This window comes from Deinococcus sp. YIM 77859, from assembly GCF_000745175.1.
Taxonomy (GTDB): Bacteria; Deinococcota; Deinococci; order Deinococcales; family Deinococcaceae; genus Deinococcus.
Genome location: NZ_JQNI01000002.1, coordinates 68,413 through 91,645 on the forward strand (window position 1 = coordinate 68,413; position 23,233 = coordinate 91,645).

The 23,233-nt window shown below is 66.9% G+C and carries 22 protein-coding genes and 2 tRNA genes; 12 read left to right on the forward strand and 12 right to left on the reverse strand.

Going from position 1 to position 23,233, the window contains the following annotated elements:
* The first annotated feature begins 4 nt into the window (after nt 1-4).
* From EI73_RS00505 to EI73_RS00515, 3 genes are all read left to right on the forward strand, one after another.
* A complete protein-coding gene (locus tag EI73_RS00505; RefSeq protein WP_051935346.1) occupies nt 5-670 on the forward strand; it encodes a phosphate uptake regulator PhoU in 666 nt (221 codons plus the stop codon).
* Nucleotides 671-715: 45 nt separating this feature from the next.
* Nucleotides 716-1,759 (forward strand): diguanylate cyclase, encoded by a 1,044-nt coding sequence (locus EI73_RS15525; protein WP_051935347.1) that lies wholly within the window; start codon nt 716-718, stop codon nt 1,757-1,759.
* A gap of 67 nt (nt 1,760-1,826) precedes the next feature.
* The gene (locus tag EI73_RS00515; RefSeq protein WP_034383062.1) at nt 1,827-3,611 is read left to right on the forward strand and encodes a M3 family oligoendopeptidase; all 1,785 of its coding nucleotides are present in this window, start codon (nt 1,827-1,829) and stop codon (nt 3,609-3,611) included.
* 74 nt (nt 3,612-3,685) lie between these two features.
* On the opposite strand, the gene EI73_RS00520 is transcribed toward EI73_RS00515, so the two are convergent.
* From EI73_RS00520 to EI73_RS15535, 5 genes are all read right to left on the reverse strand, one after another.
* Nucleotides 3,686-3,898 carry a hypothetical protein gene (locus EI73_RS00520; RefSeq protein ID WP_034383064.1) on the reverse strand — a complete coding sequence of 71 codons (213 nt, stop codon included), beginning with the start codon at nt 3,896-3,898 and terminating at the stop codon, nt 3,686-3,688.
* A gap of 17 nt (nt 3,899-3,915) precedes the next feature.
* Nucleotides 3,916-4,065, reverse strand: coding sequence for a hypothetical protein (locus EI73_RS16165; protein ID WP_156103423.1), 150 nt, complete (start codon nt 4,063-4,065; stop codon nt 3,916-3,918).
* A 105-nt stretch (nt 4,066-4,170) separates the two neighbouring features.
* The gene (locus EI73_RS00525) at nt 4,171-5,778 is read right to left on the reverse strand and encodes a S49 family peptidase (protein WP_034383066.1); all 1,608 of its coding nucleotides are present in this window, start codon (nt 5,776-5,778) and stop codon (nt 4,171-4,173) included.
* 5 nt (nt 5,779-5,783) lie between these two features.
* The gene (locus tag EI73_RS15530; RefSeq protein WP_051935348.1) at nt 5,784-6,629 is read right to left on the reverse strand and encodes a group III truncated hemoglobin; all 846 of its coding nucleotides are present in this window, start codon (nt 6,627-6,629) and stop codon (nt 5,784-5,786) included.
* A 53-nt stretch (nt 6,630-6,682) separates the two neighbouring features.
* Complete coding sequence (locus tag EI73_RS15535) at nt 6,683-7,519, reverse strand: cytochrome c (RefSeq protein WP_051935349.1); 837 nt, start codon at nt 7,517-7,519, stop codon at nt 6,683-6,685.
* 125 nt (nt 7,520-7,644) lie between these two features.
* Here EI73_RS15535 and EI73_RS00540 point away from each other — a divergent pair, with 125 nt between their 5' ends.
* Nucleotides 7,645-8,475 (forward strand): helical backbone metal receptor, encoded by an 831-nt coding sequence (locus EI73_RS00540; RefSeq protein WP_081909032.1) that lies wholly within the window; start codon nt 7,645-7,647, stop codon nt 8,473-8,475.
* Here the strand turns inward: EI73_RS00540 and EI73_RS00545 are convergent.
* The 6 genes from EI73_RS00545 to EI73_RS00570 form a co-directional block, all read right to left on the reverse strand.
* Nucleotides 8,369-8,965 carry a TetR family transcriptional regulator C-terminal domain-containing protein gene (locus tag EI73_RS00545; RefSeq protein WP_034383070.1) on the reverse strand — a complete coding sequence of 199 codons (597 nt, stop codon included), beginning with the start codon at nt 8,963-8,965 and terminating at the stop codon, nt 8,369-8,371. The two genes, EI73_RS00540 and EI73_RS00545, sit on opposite strands and share 107 nt — an antisense overlap.
* A 35-nt stretch (nt 8,966-9,000) precedes the next feature.
* Nucleotides 9,001-9,486, reverse strand: coding sequence for a hypothetical protein (locus EI73_RS00550; protein ID WP_156103424.1), 486 nt, complete (start codon nt 9,484-9,486; stop codon nt 9,001-9,003).
* A 58-nt stretch (nt 9,487-9,544) separates the two neighbouring features.
* Nucleotides 9,545-10,165 (reverse strand): GNAT family N-acetyltransferase, encoded by a 621-nt coding sequence (locus EI73_RS00555; protein WP_034383075.1) that lies wholly within the window; start codon nt 10,163-10,165, stop codon nt 9,545-9,547.
* A gap of 35 nt (nt 10,166-10,200) precedes the next feature.
* On the reverse strand, nt 10,201-10,860 hold the full coding sequence (recR, locus tag EI73_RS00560) for a recombination mediator RecR (protein ID WP_034383077.1): 660 nt from the start codon (nt 10,858-10,860) through the stop codon (nt 10,201-10,203).
* Nucleotides 10,861-10,903: 43 nt separating this feature from the next.
* Nucleotides 10,904-11,194, reverse strand: coding sequence for a YbaB/EbfC family nucleoid-associated protein (locus EI73_RS00565; RefSeq protein ID WP_034383080.1), 291 nt, complete (start codon nt 11,192-11,194; stop codon nt 10,904-10,906).
* A gap of 64 nt (nt 11,195-11,258) precedes the next feature.
* Entirely contained in the window at nt 11,259-11,936 is a 678-nt protein-coding gene (locus tag EI73_RS00570) for an NUDIX domain-containing protein (protein ID WP_034383082.1), read from the reverse strand.
* A 329-nt stretch (nt 11,937-12,265) separates the two neighbouring features.
* Here EI73_RS00570 and infC point away from each other — a divergent pair, with 329 nt between their 5' ends.
* The 3 genes from infC to thrS all read left to right on the forward strand — a co-directional run bounded on the left by infC (nt 12,266) and on the right by thrS (nt 15,544).
* A complete protein-coding gene (gene infC, locus EI73_RS00575) occupies nt 12,266-12,862 on the forward strand; it encodes a translation initiation factor IF-3 (protein WP_034383084.1) in 597 nt (198 codons plus the stop codon).
* A gap of 79 nt (nt 12,863-12,941) precedes the next feature.
* Complete coding sequence (locus EI73_RS00580) at nt 12,942-13,187, forward strand: glutaredoxin family protein (RefSeq protein ID WP_034383086.1); 246 nt, start codon at nt 12,942-12,944, stop codon at nt 13,185-13,187.
* 407 nt (nt 13,188-13,594) lie between these two features.
* Complete coding sequence (gene thrS, locus EI73_RS00585) at nt 13,595-15,544, forward strand: threonine--tRNA ligase (RefSeq protein WP_034383087.1); 1,950 nt, start codon at nt 13,595-13,597, stop codon at nt 15,542-15,544.
* 38 nt (nt 15,545-15,582) lie between these two features.
* Here thrS and EI73_RS00590 read toward each other — a convergent pair whose 3' ends face one another.
* Nucleotides 15,583-16,122 (reverse strand): DUF421 domain-containing protein, encoded by a 540-nt coding sequence (locus EI73_RS00590; RefSeq protein WP_197050727.1) that lies wholly within the window; start codon nt 16,120-16,122, stop codon nt 15,583-15,585.
* Nucleotides 16,123-16,351: 229 nt separating this feature from the next.
* Between EI73_RS00590 and EI73_RS00595 the strand changes: the two genes are divergently transcribed.
* The 5 genes from EI73_RS00595 (at nt 16,352) to EI73_RS15810 (ending at nt 22,908) form a co-directional block, all read left to right on the forward strand.
* Nucleotides 16,352-16,426, forward strand: a tRNA-Cys gene (locus EI73_RS00595).
* 16 nt (nt 16,427-16,442) lie between these two features.
* Nucleotides 16,443-16,517 (forward strand) — tRNA-Val (locus EI73_RS00600).
* A gap of 141 nt (nt 16,518-16,658) precedes the next feature.
* Nucleotides 16,659-19,910 (forward strand): type I restriction-modification system endonuclease, encoded by a 3,252-nt coding sequence (gene hsdR / locus EI73_RS00605; protein WP_034383089.1) that lies wholly within the window; start codon nt 16,659-16,661, stop codon nt 19,908-19,910.
* A gap of 14 nt (nt 19,911-19,924) precedes the next feature.
* Nucleotides 19,925-21,412 (forward strand): N-6 DNA methylase, encoded by a 1,488-nt coding sequence (locus EI73_RS00610; protein ID WP_034383090.1) that lies wholly within the window; start codon nt 19,925-19,927, stop codon nt 21,410-21,412.
* The gene (locus EI73_RS15810; RefSeq protein WP_081908930.1) at nt 21,409-22,908 is read left to right on the forward strand and encodes a restriction endonuclease subunit S; all 1,500 of its coding nucleotides are present in this window, start codon (nt 21,409-21,411) and stop codon (nt 22,906-22,908) included. The genes EI73_RS00610 and EI73_RS15810 overlap by 4 nt, the downstream gene beginning before the upstream one ends.
* Nucleotides 22,909-23,233: the final 325 nt, after the last annotated feature.

A 23,233-nucleotide genomic window follows, 5' to 3' on the forward strand; every position in this document is an offset into this window, starting at 1 on the left:
CGCTATGAGCCCTGGTGAGGCCAGCACCCTGCACCTGACGGCCCGCTTTCTGCGGATGCTGAGCCTCGTGCTCGAGGAGCTCGGCGCCGTGCGGGACGCTTTTCGCCGCGCCGAGTACGCGGGGCTGACCGCTCGGGCCCGGGCCCTGGAGCGCGAGACCGACCTGCTGGAGCGCGAGATGGAGGACGCCTGCCTCGCCGCCTTTGCCGGGCCGCTCACGGGCGAGGAGCTGGCCTTTCACCTGATGGTGTTTCGCAGCCTCACCAACCTAGAGCGGGTGGGTGACTACGCCTTGACGGTGGCCCGCGACCTGGAAGCGCTCGCCCCCCGCACCCGCAGCGCCACCCTTCAGGACGTGCTGCCCCTGGTGAATCTGCTTTCGGAGATGCTCGAAAAGCTCGCCTACGCCTTTGCCGAGCGCGACGCTGCCGCTGCCCGCGAGGTGATGCGCCTTGACGAGGAGGAGGTGGACGCCCTGTACGAGCAGATGCTCCGTGCCAGCCTCACCCGACTTCACGAGCGTCCCGACGACGTGGAGGTCGCCCTGACCGCCCACCGGATGGCCCGCAGCCTGGAGCGGTTAGGAGACCACCTGGTCAACGTCGCCGAGCGGGTGCTGGGGCTGGCCTCTTCGCCGCCCCCCCTTCGTCTTCCCCCACTGCCGAGCTAGATTGTGCGGCATCCTGGTCGCCGATCTGTTAAACCTAGAAGGGACATGAAGAGCCCCCGGCGGGTCAAGCTGGACCGTGTCCCCGCAGCAGAGCGGCAGCAGCGCCGCTTGCTGTCCGGGGTCGCGCTGCTGGGTGTGCTGGTGGAGCTGACGTCGTTTGTTCACCTGCGCGGGCAGCCTGACTTTGGGCAGATGGGTTGGTCCGTCGGGCTGGGGCTGGTCTTGAGCGCTTTGCTGCTCCTCATGTCGCTCTCGTCCCGGGTGCCGCTGTCCTTGCTCCAACGTTTGGTGATCGGCATTCTGAGCGCCTGGTTCCTGTTCAACCTGTTGAGTGTCCTCGTCACTCACCGGCCCGTCACCTCGGCCCTGCTCATTCACCTGGTGATCCTGGCCCTCTTCAGCTTTGCGTGGCTGCCGGCCCGGACGGCGGTGCTCCTGACGGGCCCGGCTGCCCTGCTGCTCGCCGGGGTGAATATGGCCTCGCGTAGCCCGGACCTGCCCGGCGTCCTGCTGGCGGCCCTGACGCTGCCCATCATCTGGTACCTCAGCGTGTACGGGCACGAGGTTAGCCGCGAGCGCACCCAGAGCGAAGCGCTGCGCGGACTGGCCTACCGCGACAGCTTGACGGGCATCTACAACCGGCGCTGGGGCAGCGAGGTGTTGAAGAGGCGTCTGGCTCAGCCTTCTCCTCAGCCAGGCGGGCTGGCGGGCGCACAGGCCCTGGCGCTTCTCGACCTCGACCACTTCAAACGGATCAACGATACCCTGGGGCACCACCAGGGAGACCGGGTGCTTGTCGCCGTGGCCCATACCCTGCGCCGAGCGCTGCCCCCTGAAGACGCTGTGGTGCGGTGGGGCGGCGAGGAATTTTTGGTGATTCTCCATGCCCGTACCGCACAGGAGGCGCGGGCGCGGGTGGCGGCGGCGCTGGACGCTGTCCGCGCTCTGAAGCTCGACGGCTTGCCCCCCATCACCCTGAGCGCGGGCATCGCCTATGCCGGTGAGAGCAGTGATCCGGCGGTGCTCCTGCACCTCGCTGACAGCCGCCTGTATTCGGCCAAGGCGGCGGGCCGCGACCGGCTGTTTTAGGCGCGCCTCCCGCTAGGCCATCTGGCGGAGGGCTGTTCGGCGTGGAGCGGGGGCTAGACTGCCTGGCATGACCACCCTGCCCCTCAGAGACCTTCCCCGCTGGCGCACAGACGACCTGTACGCGGGCCTGCATGATCCCCGTCTCGAAGCCGACCTCGCCGCCCTGCGGGAGGAGGTGGCCGCGCTGGAGGCGACGTTCGACCGCCACGGCGTTCGCAAGGACGGTGCCGCCGCCACCCCACAGAGCCTGGAGGCCGTGTTGGGGGGCCTGAATGCGCTGATGACCCGCCTGACCGCGCTGCGGGGCTTTATCTCCGCCTTCGTCACCACCGACAGCCGCAACGCCCTCGCCCAGCAGAAGATGGGCGAACTGACCACCCTGACCCTCCCGCTGGGACCGCTGCGCTCGCGCCTGACCGCCTGGCTGGGCGGGCAGGACGTGGAGGCGCTGCTGAAAGGGTCGGAGGTCGCCCGTCAGCACGAGCACCTGATCCGCCGCAGCGCGGAGCGAGCACGCTACCAGATGACCCCGGAAGAAGAAGACCTCGCGGCCCGGCTGCGGCCCAGCGGGGCGGGCGGCTGGGCCAAGCTGCACGGCAACGTGTCCAGCCAACTGCGCGGCGAGTATCGGGGACAAGTCCTTCCCGTGACCGCCCTACGTGCCCTGGCGACCGATCCCGACGAGAGTGTACGCCGGGACGCCTACGAGGCTGAGCTGAAGGTCTGGGAAGGCGCCGAAGTCGTCCTGGCTGCCGCCCTCAACGGGGTCAAGGGGGAGGAAGGCACCCTCGCCGCTCGCCGGGGCTTCTCCGATGCGGTGGCCCCCAGCCTGCTCACGCACGGCATTGACCGCGAGACCCTGGAGGCCATGCAGGGGGCGGTCGTGCGCTCCTTTCCCGACTTCCGGCGCTACTTCGCGGCCAAGGCGCGGGCGCTGGGCAAGGCACGGCTGGACTGGTGGGACCTGTTCGCGCCGGTGGGCCGCTCGCACACCGAGTGGACGTACGAGGCCGGGACCCGGTTCGTGGAGGAGCAGTTCCGCGCGTACTCGGACAACCTGGGGGACTACGCCGCCCGCGCCTTTGCGGGGGGCTGGATCGACGCCGGGCCGCGTGACGGCAAGCGGGGCGGGGCCTTTTGCATGGCTTGGGCGGGCGACGAGAGCCGCATCCTGATGAACCACGACCCCAGCCTCGACAGCGTCTCCACCCTCGCGCACGAGCTGGGGCACGGCTACCACAACCTCCTGAGGGCGCGGCGTACCCCGCTGCAACGCGAGACGCCGATGACGCTGGCCGAGACCGCCTCCATCTTCTGCGAGACGATCGTTCAGAACGCGGCGCTGGAGCGCTCAGCAGGCGAGGAACGCCTCTATGTGCTCGAGACGCAACTGCTGGGGCATGCGCAGGTCGTCGTAGACATCCACTCGCGCTTCCTCTTTGAGCGGGCCGTGTTCGAGCGGCGCTCGGAGCGCGACCTCACCCCGCAGGAGTTCTGCGAGCTGATGACCTGGGCGCAGCGCGAGACGTACGGGGACGCGCTGGCCAGCACCCACCCCTACATGTGGGCCGTCAAGCCGCACTACTACAGCCTGAGCTTCTACAACTACCCCTACACCTTCGGGCTGCTGTTCGGGCTGGGCCTGTACGCCCAGTACCAGGCGGCGAAGGAGCGCGGCGAGGCCGCCGACTTCCAGCGCCGCTACGACGAGTTGCTGTCGAGCACGGGCCTCGCGGACCCCCGCTCCCTCGCCGCCCGCTTCGGCATCGACCTGCACGCGCCCGACTTCTGGGAGAGCAGCCTGGACGTGATCCGGGGCGGGATTGCGGCGTACGAGGCGGCGACCGCCTGAACGGAACACACCACGAGTGCCCGGAAGCCGAATCCTGACGTCCGGGCACTCGTGGTGTGGGGTCTGGGGAGGGGTCAGCCCAGAGCAGGCTGTGTGGGGGTCCAACGGGACAAGGCGTTCATCCGCAGCCGCCCTCCCACCCGGACGAGCAACGCCCGCAGGCTGGGCAGCGTGAGGGGACGGTCGGAGGGAAGGGCCGGGTCGTAGAGGCACAAGCTAAACAGACCGTGTTCGTCATGGTACTGCTGGCGAAAAGCCATGTCACGGAGCCGATAGTCCATCTGCATACAGACCTCCCGTTCGCTTAGCGGAAGCAGAGTTCAAAGAGATCGGCGGAGACAAACTCACTGCCTGCCCCGCACCACTCCGGCTTAGGCCCTTCTTCACGAGCCTGTGCCACACCCAGGAAAGACGACAACATCAAAGCGGCCAACACTGCACTGATCTTCTTCATACAACCTTCCTCCAAAACTGTGGTGATGAGGAGAGATTAAGTTTTCTGGGGGGGGGGGGAATGAGGTTGAAATTAAGGAGATTAACGCTTCAGGGTAGGTTGGTTCTACCTCACCTTGACTTCCTGATCGAACCACGTCAGCACCCGTTCGCGGCCAAAGGGCCACACGCTCAGGCGAGCGGCGTCGGCGGCCTCCCGGGCAAACTCGGGGAGGGGGCCGGTCTTGGCCGGGGCGGCGTTCCAGACGGGGGCGTCATAGGGGAGGCCAGCGAGTTCACAGGCCCGCTCGATGCCGACGCGCAGGTCGCCGAGTTCGTCGACCAGCCCGAGCTCAAGGGCAGCGAAGCCGCTCCAGATGCGGCCACGTCCGAGTTCGTCCACACGCGCCTTGCTCAGGCGGCGGCCCTCGGCCACCCGGGTGATGAAGCGGTCATACACCTCGGCGATGCCCTTTTCCACGTGGGCACGTTCTTCGGCGGTAAAGGGGCGAGCGGGACTGTACATCAGGGCGCGCTCACGGCCCACCGGCTCGGGGTTCAGGCCGTGCCGGGCGTTAAACTCGCGCAGAACGGGTTTGCCGCTCACCACACCGATGCTGCCCGTGAGGGTATACGGGCTGGCGACGACGTGCCGCGCGTGCGTAAGAACGTAGTAGCCCCCGCTCGCCGCGTACTCGCCCATGACGGCCACCACCGGCTTTTTGCTTGTCGCGACCTCGCGCCAGATCAGGTCCGACGCGAGGGCCGAACCGCCGCCACTGTCCACGTACAGCACGATGGCCTTGGTCTTCTCGTCCTGTTGGGCACGCTTGAGGGCGGCAACGACGGTCTCCGCCCCCGCCAGCGGCCCGCCCAGCAGGGGAAGGGGCAACGAACCGGGTCTACTCTTGCCGGGCACGATGGTGCCCACCACGGGCACGACGGCCACTCGCCCAGCCTTCGCGTTCGTCTTTTTGGGGAGCAGCAGGTCAAGCACTGCCGCGAGGGGCCGCGTTCCGGGCCCGACGAGCTCATCCTCGTAGGCGACTTTGGTGATGAGGCCCGCGTCCCGAGCTGCCTGCGCGCTGGTCAGGTCTCCGTTGAGCCAGGCGCGGGCGGTGTCCTCGCTCACGCCACGCGCCGCGGCGAGGTCAAGCGCCCAAGCCCGCTCCAGGTCGCTGAGGTAGGCGGTGAGCTGCTCGCGGTTGGCCTCGTCCATGCGCTCCTGCGAGTAGCGGGTTAGCGCCGCCTTGTACTCGCGGATGCGCAGGTTCTCAACCTCGATCCCGTTCTTCTTGAGAAAGGCCCCCACAAAGGTCGGCTGTGCGGCAAAGCCCAGCACCATCACGTCCGCCGATTCGGGAGCTGCGATCTCCGGCGCGCCGCTCGCCGCCAGCAGGCTGGTCATGGTGAGCTGCGGCAGGTAGGCCACCACCCGCTTCTTCTGTGCCAGCCGCGCCAGGATCTGCCGAACCGCGTGGGCTGCTGCGGGCGAGGCCGTAAACTCCGAGATGCGCACGAGGACACCGTGCAGCCAGGCCGCGCCGCGCAGCTTCTCCACACGGGCTTCCAGCGCTTCGAGCGTCTCCTCGCGCCGGAGGAGAGCCTGAAGGGGGCTGGCGGGCTGCCGCGCCGGGTAGGCGCCGGTCACGTCGAGAATGACCCAGGTAGGGTGCGTCAAGCCGTCGGGAAGCGGGTCGTCTTTCGAGCGAAAGGGGATGTGACGTAGGGCCATACGCCCTAGGGTACGCGCCCGAGGTGAGGAGCGTTCCCCCGCTTGGCCTGAGCCAGCCGCTGGCCCATCGTTTCTGCGCGCCCCACAAGGAGTGCGGCGGCGTCGGGGGAAAGGTGCGCCTGCGCCGCCTCGCGCCACAGGTCCAGCCAGCGCGTGAGGTGCTTGCCGCGAAGACCGAGGCCCGCGTGAATCCTGTTCAGGTTCCCGCGCCACGCGGCTCCGCCGCCCAGCATCGTCACCCAGAAGGCGGTCACGCCGTCTAGGTGCGCCGCCCAATCGGTCACGTGTGCGGCAAACATCGGGCCAAGCAGGGGATCGGCCCGGGCCCGTGCGTAGAAGTCGGCGAGCACCGCTCGCAGCGCCGCCTCTCCTCCCACGGCCTCCAGCGCTGAGGCTGGGGCGCGGGCCGTGGTCTCCGCGAGGCCCGCCAGGAATGCCGCCCGCACCTCGCCGGACAGCGTGGGGTCCGCCCAGGCCGTCACGCGGCCCGCGCGCCACAACAGCGGCAACTCGCCCCGCCAGGCGAGCACCTGGGCGCCACGCGGCGCCCTCGCCCACTCGCCCGCCGCGCCACCCAGCTGGACACCTGCGCCGAGCACCCGCCCGGCCAGGGCCGCACCGCTGCCCCAGGCAAGCACGGGCAGGCCCCGCCGCACCGCCCCCGCAAGCAGGTTCAGCCGCGCCCAGCGGTCGGGCCGGTCCCGCACGTCCGCGACCGGTTGTCCGTCGTGCGGAACAAGGAGGGCCGCCGCGCTCGGCAGCGCCTCGGGCGTCGCCGCGACCACCTCGGCCGCAAACTCAGCGTTCAGGGTCGGCAGCAGGACGGTGGAGAGGAGCGGGCCGGGCAACATCCCACCAGCATAGAGCCCGCCCCTTCAGGCGGGCTGGGGCAGAAGCTGGCGGCTCAGAGCGACTTCAGGTAGGCGTAGATGTCCGCGAGGTCCTCGTCGCTGAGCTGCGCTTCGGTAAAACGGGGCATGGTGGGCGCAAGCTCGCGGTCGGGGGCATGGCCTTCGCGAACCGCTCGCTCGAACTCGGACACCATCCAGCTGCCGGGGCCGGTCGCTCCTCCCAGGGCCGGGCCGAGGCCGCCCTGGGCCTGCGCCCCGTGACAGCCCGCGCAGGACGCGGCAAACTTTTCCTGTCCCTCGCCGGTATCCCCGTTGGTGGCGCTGGCGACGGCGGCCGCCTGGCTGTTGGTGGCCCCGGGGCTGCCCGCCAGGGCCTTTTCGGTGTTGGAAGCGCCGGTCTGTCCGAGCTCAGTGCCCTCGGTGCCCTGCGCGGTGGGCGAGACCGTGGCGTCACCGCTCACACCGGCTTCGCTCTGCTCGGCGCCCTCGTCCGCCTGTTCGCCCGTGGCCACCTCGGTGGTTTCGCCGGTGGGGTTCTCGCCGCCCGCCGCCAGCCCCGTCTGGGGCACCGTGTCGCTGACCCCCGCATTGAGGCCGCCCGCCTCGGCCTGAAGGTTATTGACATTCTGGTTCTGCACCGAGCCCGGGCCGGTTCCGCCGGGAGCCGCCAGCGGCTCGGCCTCGCCCGCGTTCACGGCCGCTTCCCGGTTGGACACCACGTCGTCTCCCGGCGCGCCCGCCACCGTCGAGCTTGTCTCCGCCCCGCCGTGCGCCTCTTCCGCGGTATTCTCCGAGTGGTGCGGGGTGGTCGCGATGCGGTAACCGGCGTAGGAGCCGCCCAGCGTGAGCGCCAGCAGCAGCGTCATGGTGACGGCGAAGGTGTTCTTCATACCCCTCACCCTACCACACGGTCAGGCCGCTTCCTGCCGCCCAAGACACGGTCTGGCGAGCGTTCCGCTTGCCCTGCGGCTCTGCGAACGCTGGGCCGCCGCACGCCAACCGCTATGCTCTGATGATGCGCCTCGCCTCGCTGACCGCCAGCAATTCGGATATTCTCGCCGCTCTTGGGGTGGCGGGCTGGGTGGTGGCCGTAGACCGCCACAGCGACGCGCCGGGGCTGGAGCGAGCGCGGCGGGTCGGTCCGGATCTGAAGATCGACGTGGCGGCGCTGCGGGAGACTCAGCCTGACCTGGTGCTGGCGAGCCTCAGCGTGCCGGGGATGGAACGTGTGGTCGCAGAGGTGCAGGCAGCGGGGCTGCCCACGCTGGTGCTTGACCCGGTCAGCGTGCAGGACACCCTGCGTGATATCCGCGAGATCGGTGCGGCCATCGGCCTGCCGGAGCGGGCGCAAGCCGTGGCGGGAGCGCTCGAGAGCGAGCTGCGCGGCTTGGCCCGCCCCCTTTCCCGACCTCCCCGAGTTCTGGTCGAGTGGTGGCCCAAGCCCATCATTGCGGCCACCCGTGACTCGTGGGTGACCGATCTGCTGGAGACGCTGGGGGCGGTGAATGCCCTGGCGGACCGGCCAGGCCGCAGCACGCCCCTTGCCCTGGAGGAGGTGCGCCGGGCCCGCCCGGACCTGATCGTGTGCTCGTGGTGCGGCGCGAAGCGCTTGCGCCCGGAGGTGATCGAGGCGCGCGGCCTCGGCGTCCCCGTCGTGGGGGTGCCCGAGAGCGGTTTGGGGCGGCCCGGTCCCCGGCTGATCGAGGGGGCGCGGCGGGTGGCGGCGGCGCTGGCGGCCCTCAGCCGGGAGGAGCCTCCCAGCCCAGAATCGCCCGGAGCCCCCGCAGGCACTCGGCGCGGTAGGCCGCGAGATCCGGAGCCGGATCGGCCAGAAAACGCACGCTGAGGCCCTCGACAAGTGCCCGCAGCAGCCGTGCTCGCTCTCCCGCGCCCGCGTCCCCCGCAAGGCGCGCAAGCTCGAGGTCGAGGGTCAGCGTCTCGCGCTGAAAGTCGCGCTGCACGGCCATCAGTTCGGGGTCACGGGTCGCGGCGGCCAGGAAGTCCAGCGACACCGTGTAGAAGCGACGGGTGTTTTCTACTCCGTAGAACTGGTTCTCGACGTAGGCGGTCAGCTTGGCTTCTGGTGTGGCTGCCTGGCGCAGCGCCCGCCGGGTCGCAACCGTGATCGTTCGGGTGAAGCGCCGCATGACCGCGGCCAGGAGCCCCGCCCGACTGCCGAAGTGGTAGGCGAGCGTTCCCTTGCTGACGCCAGCGTGCCGCGCGATGTCGGCCAGCGTGACCCCCGCATACCCCCGTTCGTAGAGGGCGAGGTACGCTGCCTTTTCCAGCGCCGCGCGCCGTGCCCGGTCTTGAATGGGATTGACTCGCCGCGCCATCTCGAGCAGGGTAGCAGGCGGCGCTCAGCCCCGCCTCACTTCGCCTGGTACCGCAAAAACGTCCGCATCTCGTTCACGCACGCGCTGGCCTCGTGTTGAGCGCTGCTGCCGGTGACGGTGCGCAAAAGGCCAGCGTCACTGAGGTAGAGTTCGCTGATGCGGTAGGCGACGCCCTTGTCCTCGTGGGTGTAGGCGGCCAGGACAGCCCAGGTTCCGGCTCGGTCTACGGGTTGCGTCACAACCTCGCGCAACCGGCTTTGAGCGAGGCTGCTCTGAAGCCGGAGCGCGAAGCGGCGGGCTTCGTCCTGCGTCCGGAAGGTGGGGAAAGCCTGGCCGTGTCGCTCCTCGCGCAGCACGCAGGCGCCCGCCGGGTCGGTCCACACGTTGGCGTTGCCGTTCACGGGGGTCCAGCCCTGGAGGGGCACGACCAGCCCTTGCGCCGCAGGAGCGAGCAGGCCACCCGCCAGGGCACAACAGAGGGCGGCCCGACCTCGGCAGGACCCAACACGGTGCTTGTGCATCCCGCCCAGTGTACCCGCCGCGCCCATGACAAACGCCCGGCGGCGACTCATCCCCAGCTCAGGGGAAGTGGGCCAGCCGGGCGTGCAGCCTGGCTTTGACCGCAGGCCACTCACCGTGCAGAATGCTGAACATCACGCTGTCACGGGCAACCCCACCGGGCCGCACCTGATACTGCCGCAGGGTACCTTCGCGCACCGCGCCGAGCTTTTCCAGCGCCCGCAGGCTGCGGGCATTGCGAGCATCCACCTTGAACTGTACCCGGTTCGCCCCCAGCACCTCAAAGGCGCGGGTCAGCAGCAGCAGCTTTGCCTCTGGGTTGGCGGCCGTGCCGCGCGCGGCGGGGACCAGCATGGTGCCGATCTCGGCCCAGCGGTCACTGACCTTGACCTCGCTGTAGCTGATTCGGCCCACGGCTCGGCCGCCCATCAACACCGCCCAGTTCACCCGGGCAGGCAGAGCATTGAGCCCGCGAATGTAGTCGGCCCAGCCCGCAACGGTCGGCTCTGCTGGGCCACCCCGCGCGAGCAGCGCGAAGGTCTCCTCATCGGCCCCGGCGCAGAGGTCCGCCGCGTGCTCCTCGGTCAGGGGGCACAGCGTCACGTGCTGACCGGTCAGGGTGACGGGCAGCAGCCACTCCGGCAGCGGGGCGGGGGGGAGGGGGTTAGAGGCAGCGGACACGCCCTTACCCTACCCCAATGGGCCGAGGCCAAGGGCTAGCGCGGTGTTGAGGCTGGGGCCGGGCCATCCGGCTCGTCCGGGCCCCGGCGGGGAGCGGCGGGTTCGCTCACGCGACGGCGTCCGCTCAGGGCCCGGCCCAGGGTGACCTCATCGGCGTATTCAAGCGCGCCGCCCACCGGCAGGCCGTAGGCGATGCGGCTCACCTCCGCGCCCAGCGGTTCAAGCAGGCGTTGCAGATACAGGGCGGTGGCGTCCCCCTCGACGGTCGTGCCGGTCGCCAGGATCACCTCTAGGCCCGGCCGCACCCGCGGCAAGAGCGGCTTGATGTGCAGTTGCTCGGGGCCGACGCCGTTCATCGGGCTCAGCACGCCGTGCAGCACGTGATAGAGGCCGCGGTACTCCCCGCTGCGCTCGATGGCGATCACGTCGCCGGGCTCCTCCACCACACAGATCATGTTCTGGTCGCGGGTAGGATCGCTGCACACGTCGCAGCGCTCGGCGTCGGTGATGTTGAAACAGACCGGGCAGGTATGCAGCTCGCGCTTGGCCGAGAGCAGCGCTCCTGCCAGCCGCTCGATGTCCTCCCGCGGCTGCTCAAAGAGGTAAAAGGCCAGCCGTTGCGCGCTTTTCGGCCCGATGCCGGGCAGCCGCGACAGTTCCCGGATCAGCGCCACCAGGGAAGGCGGATATTTCACGCCTCACCTCCCAGGCCCCTGAACGCGGAACGCACGCGCCCCATCAGAATCCTGGAAGCCCCAGCCCGCGCGTCGCCTCCTGTTGCAGCGCCTCGGCCTTGGCGGTCGCGTCCTGAAGGGCGACCAGCAGCAGGTCTTCTAAAGCCTCCACATCGGCAGGGTCAACGGCCTGCGGCTTGATCTTGAGGCCCGTCACCTTGCCGTGACCGTTCATGGTGACCGTGACCAGGCCGCTCGCCGTCCCCTGGACGGTCTGCGCGGCCAGGTTCTCCTGAATCTTGGCGGCGGCCACCTGCGCCTGCTGCATCTGTTTCATCAGCTTCTTCATGTCCATAACCGGAAGATTCTACCCGGGGAAGGCCCGGCAGATCGTGGGGGGTAGAACGGGCCAGACCGCGCTACAGGGCCACCGTTCGTGTGCCCTTAGCCCGCCGGTACAGTTGGGCGGGACGACCCACGCCGCTGCGCCGCTCGCCGCTGGGCACCAGGATGCCCTGCGCCAACAGCCGCTTGCGGAAGTTGCGCTTGTCGAGCGGCCGGTTCAAAATCGCCTCGTACACCCCCTGGAGCTCGGGCAGCGTGAAGGTGTCGGGCAGGAATTCCAGCGCGAGATTGGCGTATTCCAGACGCACCTGCAGGCGCTTGATCGCTCGGTCGAGAATGGCCGCGTGATCAAAGGCCAGGGGTGGTGGGCGGTGCGCCGGGAACCAGGCTGCTCCGAGGGTATGCCCGCCCGCCGCGACCTCTACCGTGCCGTGCGCGAGAACGGCCAGGTGCGCGACCGAGACGATGCGCCCCCGCGGATCGCGGTTGACCTCTCCAAAGGTATAGAACTGCTCGAGGTGCCGGGGCTCGAGCGCGACCGTGGTCTCGGTGCGCAGTTCGCGCAGGGCAGCTTCGTGGAGCGCCTCGCCGGGGTGTACGAAGCCGCCCGGCAGCGCCCAGGCGTGGGCGTGTGGCAGCTCGCCCCGCTGCACCAGCAGCACCCGCAGCTCCGCCGCGTGAATCGCAAAGGCCGCGACGTCCACAGCCAGGCCGACCTGGGTGGCCTGTGGCGGCAGGGAGAGTGTTCCCATGACACAAACTCTAGGCTGGGGGCAGGAAGAGTGCAAGAGACCTGAAGGGCGGCTTAGGGTCCTTTCTCATACGCCGCGAGCCCCAGCCCCAGGCGCTTTCTGCGCCATTTTGGGCGCGCGGCGGGCCCAGCAGCGTGACACAAGGCCAGCGAGCCCCCGACCTCAGCGCGGAAGGGGCGGGGAACCGGCCACTCGGGCTGCGCCGGGTGAGAGAAAACCCTGGGGCGCAAGGGCCGACTGCGTGGTAAAATAGCTTGTCATGCCCAGAAAGGGGCTTGCAGCCGCCTGCCCGTCGGCGTGCGAAACGCCAAGATGGGAGGCGTGCGGAGGTGATGACAATAGCGAAAGAACATAAGGTCAACGAGCAGATTCGCGTCCGTCAGATCCGCCTGATCGGCGCAGAGGGTGAGCAGATCGGAATCATCGACACGCGTGACGCGCTGGCGATGGCGCGTGAACAGGGCCTTGATCTGGTGATGGTTGGGCCCCAGGCCGTTCCGCCCGTCTGCCGCCTGCTCGACTATGGCCGGTTCCGCTACGAGCAGCAGCAGAACGAGAAAGAAAACCGCCGGCGGGCTCGGGCACAGGAAGTCAAGGCGATCAAGTTCCGTGTGAAGATCGACGACCACGACTTCAACACCAAGACTGGCCACGTGCGCCGCTTTCTCGAAGAAGGTCACAAGGTCAAGGTCACCATCATGTTCCGCGGCCGCGAACGGACCCACCCCGAACTCGGCGAGCGCATCCTGCACCGCGTGGCGGAAACGCTGGCCGATGTGGGGGCTCCGGAAGGCACACCCAGCATGATGGGCATGGACATGAACATGATCATGGCGCCCAAGGGCACACCCAAGCGCAGCGAGGCGGCTCGTCCCGAGGCCCCCAAGACCGCGTCCGCTCGGCCAGAAGCCCCCGCGAGCGTCTGAGCGGAGGCCAGGGCCGCCGCGGGACGTGACGGTGTTCTGTGTCCCGGCACCCCCCCGCTTTGTTTTGTAAAGTTAGGCCATGATCAAGATGTACACGACGAGTTGGTGCCCGGATTGTCACGCGGCCAAGCGTGCCCTGACGAGCAGGGGTATTCCCTTCGAAGAGATCAATATCGAGCAGGACGAGGGGGCCGCCGAGTACGTGATGAGCGTGAACGGTGGGAAGCGCAGTGTACCGACCCTGGTGAGCGGCGGCGTGGCCCGCAGCCTGAGCGGCTTCCGCCCCCAGAAGCTCGATGCCTTTTTGGCCGAAGCGGGGCTCTAGTTTCGGCGAGGACAGGAGCGGCCTGAGGGAGGCCGTTCCTGTCTGCCTTTGTCCGTGGCGTTCTCGCCGGTGTCCTCAGCGTGCTGGTCTCGCTGGCCTTGAGGCTGATGGACAGCCAGTTCGGCGGAATCTCCAGGGGATGCCCGAGAAGAGCTCGCGCTCCTGGCCGGGTGCGGGCGTTTTGTTCGCTTGCTCCCCGTCCTCTCGCCCGCTATCTTAGCCCCATGAGCCTCCCCGCCCATTCCCCCGGTCTGGTGATGTGCGGCGGCGTGTCAGAGCGAATGTCTCACCCGAGCTGGGCCACGCGAACTCCAAGCGCCTGAGAGCCACGTCCCCTGCTCTCAGGCGTTCTGCTGACTCGCGGCCAGCCCGGGTTTTCTTTTGACCTGACCTTTCAAGGAGTTTCTATGCACGTCATCCTTCCCGACGGTAAACAGCTCGAACTGCCAGGGGGCGCGACGGCCCTGGACGCCGCCCGCGCCATCGGCCCTCGCCTCGCCCAGGACGCCCTGGCCGCCACCGCCAACGGCGAGCTGGTGGACCTGCTGACGCCCCTGCCCGACGGCGCGAACATCAGCCTCATCACAAAAAAGAATCCCGCCGACGCTGCTCCCGTGTTCCGCCACTCGCTGGGCCACGTGATGAGCCAGGCGGTCGGTGAGTTCTACCGAGCCAAGGGGTACGGCCCGCAGGACATCAAGCGCGGAGTCGGCCCGGCCATCGAGAACGGCTGGTATCAGGATTTTGACCTGCCCGAGCCCCTGCGTGAGGAAGACCTGCCGGAGATCGAGCGGATCATGCGTGACATCCTCTCGCGTGGGCTGGACTTCTCCCGCCGTGAGGTGAGCAAGGAAGAGGCGTTGGCGCAGTTCGCCTACGATCCCTACAAGCAGGAACTCATCCGCGAATTGCCCGAGGACGAGCCCATTACGCTCTACCAACAGGGTGACTACGTGGACCTTTGCCGGGGACCCCACTTCCCGAACACGGGGAAGCTGCCCGCGGCGTTTAAGCTGATGAGCACGTCGGGCGCGTACTGGCGTGGCAACGAGAAGAACCCGATTCTTCAGCGCGTCTACGGCGTGGCCTTTGCCACCCAAAAGGAACTCGACGAGTACCTGGCGCGGCTTGAGGAGGCCAAGCGCCGCGACCACCGCAAGCTGGGGCGCGAGCTGGAACTCTTTCTGATTGATCCGCTGGTCGGGAAGGGCCTGCCCATGTGGCTGCCCAACGGCACCATCGTGCGCGACGAACTCACCCGCTTTCTGCGCGAGCAGCAGTTTCAGCGCGGCTATCAGGGTGTGGTGACGCCCAACATCGGAAACCTCGACCTCTTCCGCACCAGCGGTCACTATCCGTACTACGCGGACAGCCAGTTCGAGCCGGTCACGGTGGACGACGAGCAGTACATGCTCAAGCCGATGAATTGCCCCTTTCACGTGCGCATCTACGCGAGTAAGCCCAGAAGCTACCGCGACCTGCCGGTGAGGCTTGCCGAGTTCGGCACGGTGTACCGCTACGAGATGAGCGGCGAGCTCAACGGCCTCACGCGGGTGCGCGGCTTTACGCAGGATGACGCGCACATCTTCGCGCGGCCCGATCAGCTCAAAAAGGAATTCCTGGACGTGCTGGATCTCACGGTGCTTGTCCTGAAGACCTTCGGCATGAACGACGTGCGCTTCCGCGTAGGGGTGCGTGATCCCGAGTCCGGCAAGTACGTGGGCGATCCGGCCCAGTGGGAGGTGGCCGAGCGCCAGATTATCGAGGCGGTGGAGGAAGTTGGCCTGCCGTATGCGGTGGAACCGGGCGACGCCGCCTTTTATGGCCCCAAACTCGACTTCGTCGTCAAGGACGTGCTGGGCCGTGAGTGGCAGCTGGGCACCATCCAGGTTGACTACAACCTGCCCGAGCGCTTTGACATCGCCTACACCGGCGAGGACGGTTTACCGCACCGTCCGGTGATGATTCACCGCGCGCCCTTTGGCAGCCTAGAGCGCTTTGTGGGCATCCTGATCGAGCACTACGGCGGAGACTTCCCCTTCTGGCTCGCGCCCCGGCAGGTCGTGATCATCCCCATCGCCGATCGCCATAACGCCTATGCCGAGACGCTCGCGAACGAGTTCAAGGCGGCGGGGTTGCGCGCAGAGGTGGATGACTCGGCCAACCGCATGAACGCCAAGATCCGCAGTGCGGAGCTTGCCAAAATCCCGGTGATGCTGATCGTGGGAGACCAGGAGGAGGCGCGGCGGGAAGTCAGCGTGCGCGAACGCACCCCGCAAGGCCACCAAGAACGCAAGGGCGTCCCGTTGACCGAGCTGCTGCGTGAGCTTCAGGAACGCTACCGCACGCGCGCCTGAGGGCCCAGGAAAAGAAGCCTGCACTCTCGCCGCCTTCCTCAGGAGGGCGGTTTCTTCTGGTCGCCCGGCTTGGGTGAGTCGCGGGCGATCACGCTGATGTTGCCGTCACCCTCCATACACGCCAGCTTGACCTCTGCGAGCTCATGCACGCCTTGTTGGCGCAGCTGGCTCATCAGCTCTTCCTCGGTGATGAGTTCCTGGCGCATGTTGCGCCGCAGCATCTTGCCGTCCTTGACCAGGGGGAGCGGCGGGGGATGGACCAGCCGTTCGAAGCGCGGAAAACGGTAGCCCAACCAGTTCAGACACCAGCTCCAAAAGATGATGGTGCCCACGAGCAGGAGGCCGTCGGGCACCGAACTGTAGTTCCCGGACATCCCATTGCCCGCTGCATCCGCAATCAGCACCACCACCAACAGGTCAGTGATCCCTAGGCCGCTGGTCTCGCGCTTAAGCACAAGGCGCAGCAGCAGAAACAGTGCCAGATAGGTCACCGTTCCGCGCACAAAGATTTCCAGCGGCGGAGTCTGCGGCAACAAAACTTCGCTCCAGTTCATGCCCAACCAGCCGTGACGCGTCACAACCGAGTCTGTGCCGTCTCGCCCTCGGCCTGCCGTGCTCCTTTGATGAAGCGGCCTTGATCGTCTCTGAGAACCGCCCAGGAGTAAGCCGAAGACAGCTTGCCCGGGAACCGGTCGTCAGCGGGGCGCTTGGCAGGTGGTGTCCCGCTTTACACGTCCGGGAGGGCATGCTAAGATTCCTTCCGCTGGTCGAGGTTGAGTCCCCCAGCCGCCCCACGGCGAGTACAGCGGCGCTGTAGCCAAGTGGTAAGGCAGAGGTCTGCAAAACCTCGATTCACCGGTTCGAATCCGGTCAGCGCCTCCACCCTCCCCCTCGCCATAGACTCGTAGCTCAGGGGTAGAGCACTACCTTGACACGGTAGGGGTCAGCGGTTCAAATCCGCTCGGGTCTACCACCAAAGCTCCCCTTCATGGGGAGTTTTTTCTGTTCTGCGGCTCACCGACGGCGGAGGCATCAGCGCGACAGAGCAGGGCCGCTCGCCTTCATAATGTTGAGGTTTCCCGCTTGGTCCCCTCAATATGGGAGGAAGGAGCCCGTGAAGCCTGTGCATTCCGTCAACTTCGCCCACCTGGAGAGCACTGAACCTCAACTGCACCGCCTCGCTGTTCTCGCCGAACGCTTTCTCATCGACGACCCAAACACCAGCCTCCTCAAGCAGCGGCAGTTTGCGGAGCTCCTCGCGCAGACCACCGCGTCCCGCGCGGGGGCGTACGAGCAAGCGGGGGAGAGCCAGTACGACCTGCTGCGCCGCCTGTCGCGCGAAGGCATCCTTCCGCCCGAAGTGTTCACCCTCTTCGACGAGGTGCGCCGTGTGGGGAACAAGGCCAACCACGAGTTTCAGGGGGACGGCACGCTCGCCCTGGAGACCCTGAAGTACGCGTGGATTCTCAGCGTGTGGTACTACCGCACCTTCCACGACCCGGACTTTCGCACGGCGGACTTCGTGCCGCCCGCGCGGGAGGAGGACGCGCCCGCGCAGGAGCTGCAGCGCCTCCGTGAGGAAGTCGAACGCGCCCGCGCCGAAGCGGAGCGGCACCTCGCGGAACTCCAGGCGCGCGGCAAGACGCAGGACCGCGCGCGCCTCATCGCCGCCGCCGACAAGGCCGCTGGGGGCGTGCACCTCACCGAAGCGCAGACGCGGCAGCTCATCGACCGGCAGCTCGCGGAAGTCGGGTGGATCGTGGACTCCCAGCGCCTCAGGTACGCGCTTGGCACGCGGCCCGAAAAGGGCAAGAACATGGCGATTGCCGAATGGCCCGTCGAGCACGGCCACGCGGACTACGTGCTGTTTCTCGGCCTGACGCCCGTCGCGGTCGTGGAGGCCAAGCGCAAGGCCGTGGACGTGCCGGGCGCGCTGGAGCAGGCCAAACGCTACAGCCGCGCCTTTATCCCCGAAACCGTGGACGCCATGCCCGGCGGACCGTGGGGCGAGTACCGCATTCCCTTCGTGTACGCCACGAACGGCCGCCCGTACCTGCGTCAGCTCCGCACGCAAAGCGGCGTGTGGTTCCGCGACCTGCGCCGACGGCAGAACCTCGCCACGGCCCTCCCCGGCTGGCACACGCCCGAAGGCCTCGCGGGCCTCCTCGCCCTTGACGCGAACGCGGCCGAAGAGCGTCTCCGAAACGAACCACTGGAGTACGACCTAGGCCTGCGCCCCTACCAGAAGGCCGCCATCCGCGCCGTCGAAGCGTTTCTCGCGGACCCCGAGCGCACCCGCAACGAGGCCTTGCTCGCGATGGCCACCGGGACGGGCAAGACGAAAACCTGCATCGCGCTCATCTACCGCCTCCTAAAGGCGCGGCGCTTCCGGCGCGTGCTGTTCCTCGTGGACCGTACGGCCCTCGGGGAGCAGGCCGCGAACGCCTTCCAGGAAACGCGCATGGAGAGCCTGCAGACCTTCGCGGACATCTTCGGCCTCAAGACCCTGGAGGACGCCGTGCCCGACGCGGATACCAGCGTGCACGTCGCGACCGTGCAGGGCATGGTGCACCGCCTCTTTGACGACGCGGAGGACGCCACCCCCCTTCCGGTGGACGCGTACGACTGCATCATTGTGGATGAGTGCCACCGCGGATACACGCTTGACCGCGAACTCGCCCCGGCGGAGCACGCCTTCCGGGACGAGGCGGACTACATCAGCAAGTACCGGCGCGTGCTGGAGCACTTCGACGCCATGAAGATCGGCCTGACCGCCACGCCCGCCCTGCACACCACCGAAATCTTCGGGGAGCCGGTCTTCACGTACAGTTACCGCGAGGCGGTCCTTGACGGGTACCTGATCGACCACGAGCCCCCCGTGCAGATCAAGACGGAACTCAGCGAGAACGGCATTCGCTGGAAGGCCGGTTCGGACGTCAAGGTGTACGACCCCGTGAGGCACGAGGTAGCGCTCTTCAGAACCCCGGACGAGATCGGCCTGGACGTGGAGGACTTCAACAAGAAGGTCATCACGGAGAGCTTTAACCGCGCCGTGTGCCGGGAACTCGCGCGGCACATCGACCCCGCCGGGCAAGAAAAGACGCTGGTGTTCTGCGTGAACGACGCTCACGCGGACCTCGTCGTGACGCTCCTGAAGGAAGCCTTCCGGGAGCAGTACGGCGAGGTGGACGACGACGCCGTCGTCAAGATCACCGGTGCGAGCCACAAGCCGCTTGAACTCATCCGCCGCTACAAGAACGAGCACCTGCCGACCGTGGCCGTCACGGTGGACCTCCTCACGACCGGCGTGGACGTGCCGCCCATCACGAACCTCGTGTTTCTGCGGCGCGTCGGGAGCCGCATCCTGTTCGAGCAGATGCTGGGCCGCGCCACCCGCCGCTGCGACGAGATCGAGAAGGAAACCTTCCGCATCTACGACGCCGTTCGCGCCTACGAGGCCCTCGAGGACTTCACGACCATGAAGCCCGTCGTCGTCACCCCAGGCGTGACGTTCACGCAGCTCGGGCAGGAACTGCGGCGCGCCGCCAGCGACGAGGACCGCGCCTTTGTGCGCGACCAGCTCGTCGCGAAACTGCAAGGCAAGAGCGGCCACCTCACGGACGCCGCGAAGCAGGACTTCGAGACGATCACCGGCATGACCCCCAAGGCGTTCGTGCAGGAACTCCGCAAGCAGCCCGTGGAGGCCGTCGCGGAGTGGTTCACGCGCTTTGGGGGCCTCACGGAACTCCTCGACCGCAAGAACCCTACGCGCGGAACCCCCGTGCTGATCTCCGAGCACGACGATCAGGTCATCGCCGTCGAGCGCGGCTACGGGAACGCCACCCGCCCCGAGGACTACCTCGAGGGCTTCCGGACGTTCATCCTGGAGAACCAGGACAAGATCCCCGCCCTCGTGACGGTCCTCACGCGCCCGCGCGACCTCACCCGGCAGGACCTGCGCGAACTCGTCTTGCACCTCAACCAGGCCGGGTACACGGAAACGAACCTTCAGGTGGCGTGGCGCGAGGCGAACCAGGTGGATGTTGCCGCGCGCCTCGTGGGGTACATCCGCGCCCTCGCGGCGGTCGACCCCCTCATTCCGTTTGGTCAGCGCGTGGATGAGGCGCTCGCGCAGGTCCTCGGGCAGGGCAACTGGACGGCAACGCAGCGCACCTGGCTGCAACGCCTCGCAAAGCAAATAAAAGCGAATGTCGTCGTGGACCGCGAGGCGCTCGACGACCCCGCCGGGCTGTTCCGGCAGCACGGCGCTGACTACGCCCGACTCGACCGCATCTTCGGCGGTAACCTAGAGCGCGTGCTGGGCGCCCTCAGCGACGCCATCTGGACCCCCCGCGCCACCGCCTGACCCGAAAGACCACCATGACACAACGCACGACCGACATCGTCCAGAAGCTCTGGAACCTCTGCAACGACCTCCGCGACGACGGCGTCACGTATCACCAGTACGTCACCGAACTCACGTACCTGCTGTTTCTGAAGATGGCGAAGGAAACCGGGCAGGAAAGCCAACTCCCCGACGGGTACCGCTGGGACGACCTGCGCGCCAAGACGCCCCCGGAGCGCCTCCCGTTCTACCGGCACCTGCTCGTGCACCTCGGCGGGCACGGCAGCAAGCTCGTGCAGGCCATCTTCGCGAACGCCGCGTCCTTCATCAAGAAACCCGCGACCCTCAGCAAGCTCGTGGAGGACATCCACGCCCTCGACTGGTACTCCGCGAAGGAAGAAGGCCTCGGGGACCTGTACGAGGGCCTGCTGGAGAAGAACGCGACCGAGAAGAAGAGCGGCGCCGGGCAGTACTTCACGCCCCGCCCCCTCATCGACGCCATCGTACGCGTCATGAAACCCACCTCGGACGACGTCATTCAGGACCCGGCGGCGGGAACGGGCGGCTTCCTGATCGCCGCGCATCACTACATCGACACACACGAGGACGTGTGGGACATGCCGCAAGAGAAGCAGCAGAAGTACCTGCACGGCACCTTCTACGGCATGGAACTCGTGCAGGACACGCACCGCCTCGCCCTGATGAACCTCATGCTGCACGGCCTCGCCAGCGACCCGGACTCCAGCGGCATCCGCTACGGCGACACCCTCAGCCCCGAAGGGCAGACCCTCCCGAAAGCCACCCTGATCCTCTCCAACCCGCCGTTCGGCACGAAGAAAGGCTCCGGCGAGACACGCACCAGCCGCGAGGACTTCACGTACCCCACGAACAACAAGCAGCTCGCCTTTTTGCAGCACATCTACCGCGCCCTGAACCCCGGCGGGCGCGCCGCCGTCGTGTTGCCGGATAACGTGCTCTTTGAGAGCGGTGCGGGACGGCAGATCCGCGCGGACCTCATGGACAAGTGCCGCCTGCACACCATCCTGCGCCTCCCCACCGGCATCTTTTACGCGCAGGGTGTCAAGACGAACGTCCTCTTCTTTACCAAGGTCAGCGACAGCGCGAAGGGCAGCACCGAGGAAGTCTGGGTGTACGACCTGCGCGCCAACATGCCCGCCTTTGGCAAACGCACGCCCCTTACCCCCGCGCACTTTGACGCGTTCGTACAGGCCTTCGGCGACGACCCGCAAGGCGGCCCGGAAGCGCTCGCAAAGCGCACCGACACCGGCGAGGAGGGCCGCTTCCGCCGCTTTACGCGCGAGCAGATCCGGGAACGAAACGACAGCCTGGACATCTCCTGGCTGAAGGACGACAGCGAAGGCAGCGGCGAACTGCCCGAACCCGCCCAACTGGCCGAAGAAGCCCTGACGGAACTCAAGGGCGCGATGGAAGAACTCAAGGCCATCCTGCTCGAACTTGGCGAGAGTGAAGAAGAGCTGGAAGAGGCGGGGGTGTTGGCGTGAGTGTAGAACGCAGCCCACTCCCGAATGGATGGGTAGAAACAACGATAGGAGAGGTCACCCAGGTAGTTTCAGGCGGTACACCGTCTTCAAAGGATTCGAGTAATTTCACGTCAAGGGGTGGTATCCCGTGGATAACTCCGGCAGATCTTAGTGGTTACAAGCGGATGTACATAAGCCAGGGGGCGCGGAATTTGACTGATAAGGGGTATGCTGCTTGTTCAGCAATGCTCCTGCCCACTGGCAGCGTGCTATTCTCAAGTCGAGCCCCAATCGGATATGTTGCTATTGCCGCTAACCCGGTATCCACGAACCAGGGCTTCAAGAGCTTCATACCACCAGAGGGCATCGACAGTAGATACTTATATTTCTACCTCAAGCACATAAAGCGTGAAGCTGAGCTACGTGCTACGGGTACGACATTCAAGGAACTATCTGGTGCCGCTGCAAGCGCTCTCCCGCTTCTATTAGCTCCCCTCGCCGAGCAACGTCGTATTGCCGACAAGCTTGACGCCCTCCTTTCGCGCGTGGAGGCGGCGCGTGAACGGCTGGAGCGCGTGCCGAAGCTGCTGAAGGGATTCAGGCAAGCCGTCCTCAGCGCAGCCGTCAGCGGAGAACTCACGAGGGAATGGCGAGGCGGCGGGGATGCGGAGTGGGAAGCTGTCCAATTAAGGGATTGTGCCTCTGATTTCTCCTATGGTTCATCAGCGAAGTCCTTGAAAGTTGGAAAAGTCCCAGTTTTACGAATGGGTAACATTCAATCGGGAAGGCTAGACTGGGATGATCTTGTATACACTTCAGATCAGGAGGAGATTGATAAGTACCAACTCCACCCTGGAGATGTGCTGTTCAACCGGACTAACAGTCCTGAACTCGTTGGCAAAACCGCAGTCTACCGCGGTGAGCGGCGAGCCATTTACGCAGGGTACTTAATTAGAGTGAAGTGTGATTCTAAACTTCTGCCTGATTATCTTAACTACTGCCTTAATAGCAAGGCAGGGCGCGACTACTGTTGGCAAGTAAAAACGGACGGGGTCAGCCAATCAAACATCAATGCTCAAAAACTCCGCGACTTTCCATTTCTTCTCCCTCCCCTCGCTGAGCAGGCTGAAATCGTCCGTCGCGTTGAAGCCCTCTTCGCTCTCGCTGATCGTCTCGAAGCTCGTTATAGGGCGGCCCTGGCATCATTTGACCGCCTAACGCCTGCGCTGCTGGCCAAGGCCTTCCGGGGCGAACTGGTTCCGCAGGACCCGAATGACGAGCCCGCGAGCGTGCTGCTGGAGCGCGTCCGGGCCGAGCGCGCGGCGGCAGGGGCGGGGAAGGCGAGGCGGGGCAAGGCAGCAGGGGAGCAGCCCGCCAAGCGCCGTGGGCGGCCCCCAAAGGCGAGCGCAGAGCCTCAGCCGGACGGGATCGCGCAGGCGTCCAGCTACGAGGACGCCGTGCGGCTCCTGCAGGAAAAGCGGCGGGAGCGTGAGGCAGAGGCCGCCTTGGGCGACTGACCAGCCTCTCGGCACTCCAGCCCGCTGCCGTGACGCCTGAAGGCGCTCACGCAGTAGGAGAACACACCTGGCGCCCTTCCCCCAGTGGGAGGGCGTCACGCAGGGAAGGGGGTAGTAGCACAGCATGACGGACCTGCGACCAGTTCTTGAGCATCAGTATCTTGCGATGAGCATTCCAGCCGCTCCAGAAGCACACGTGGCGCTCGTGTACCCGTTCACGCCCAGCGTGACGCGCTTTCTCCTGAAGCAGTTGCAGGAACTTCGGAGCCCCCGAACGGAGCAAAGTCCACTCGTGCCGGTCAGTCGGTTGTACCTCGCCACTGGA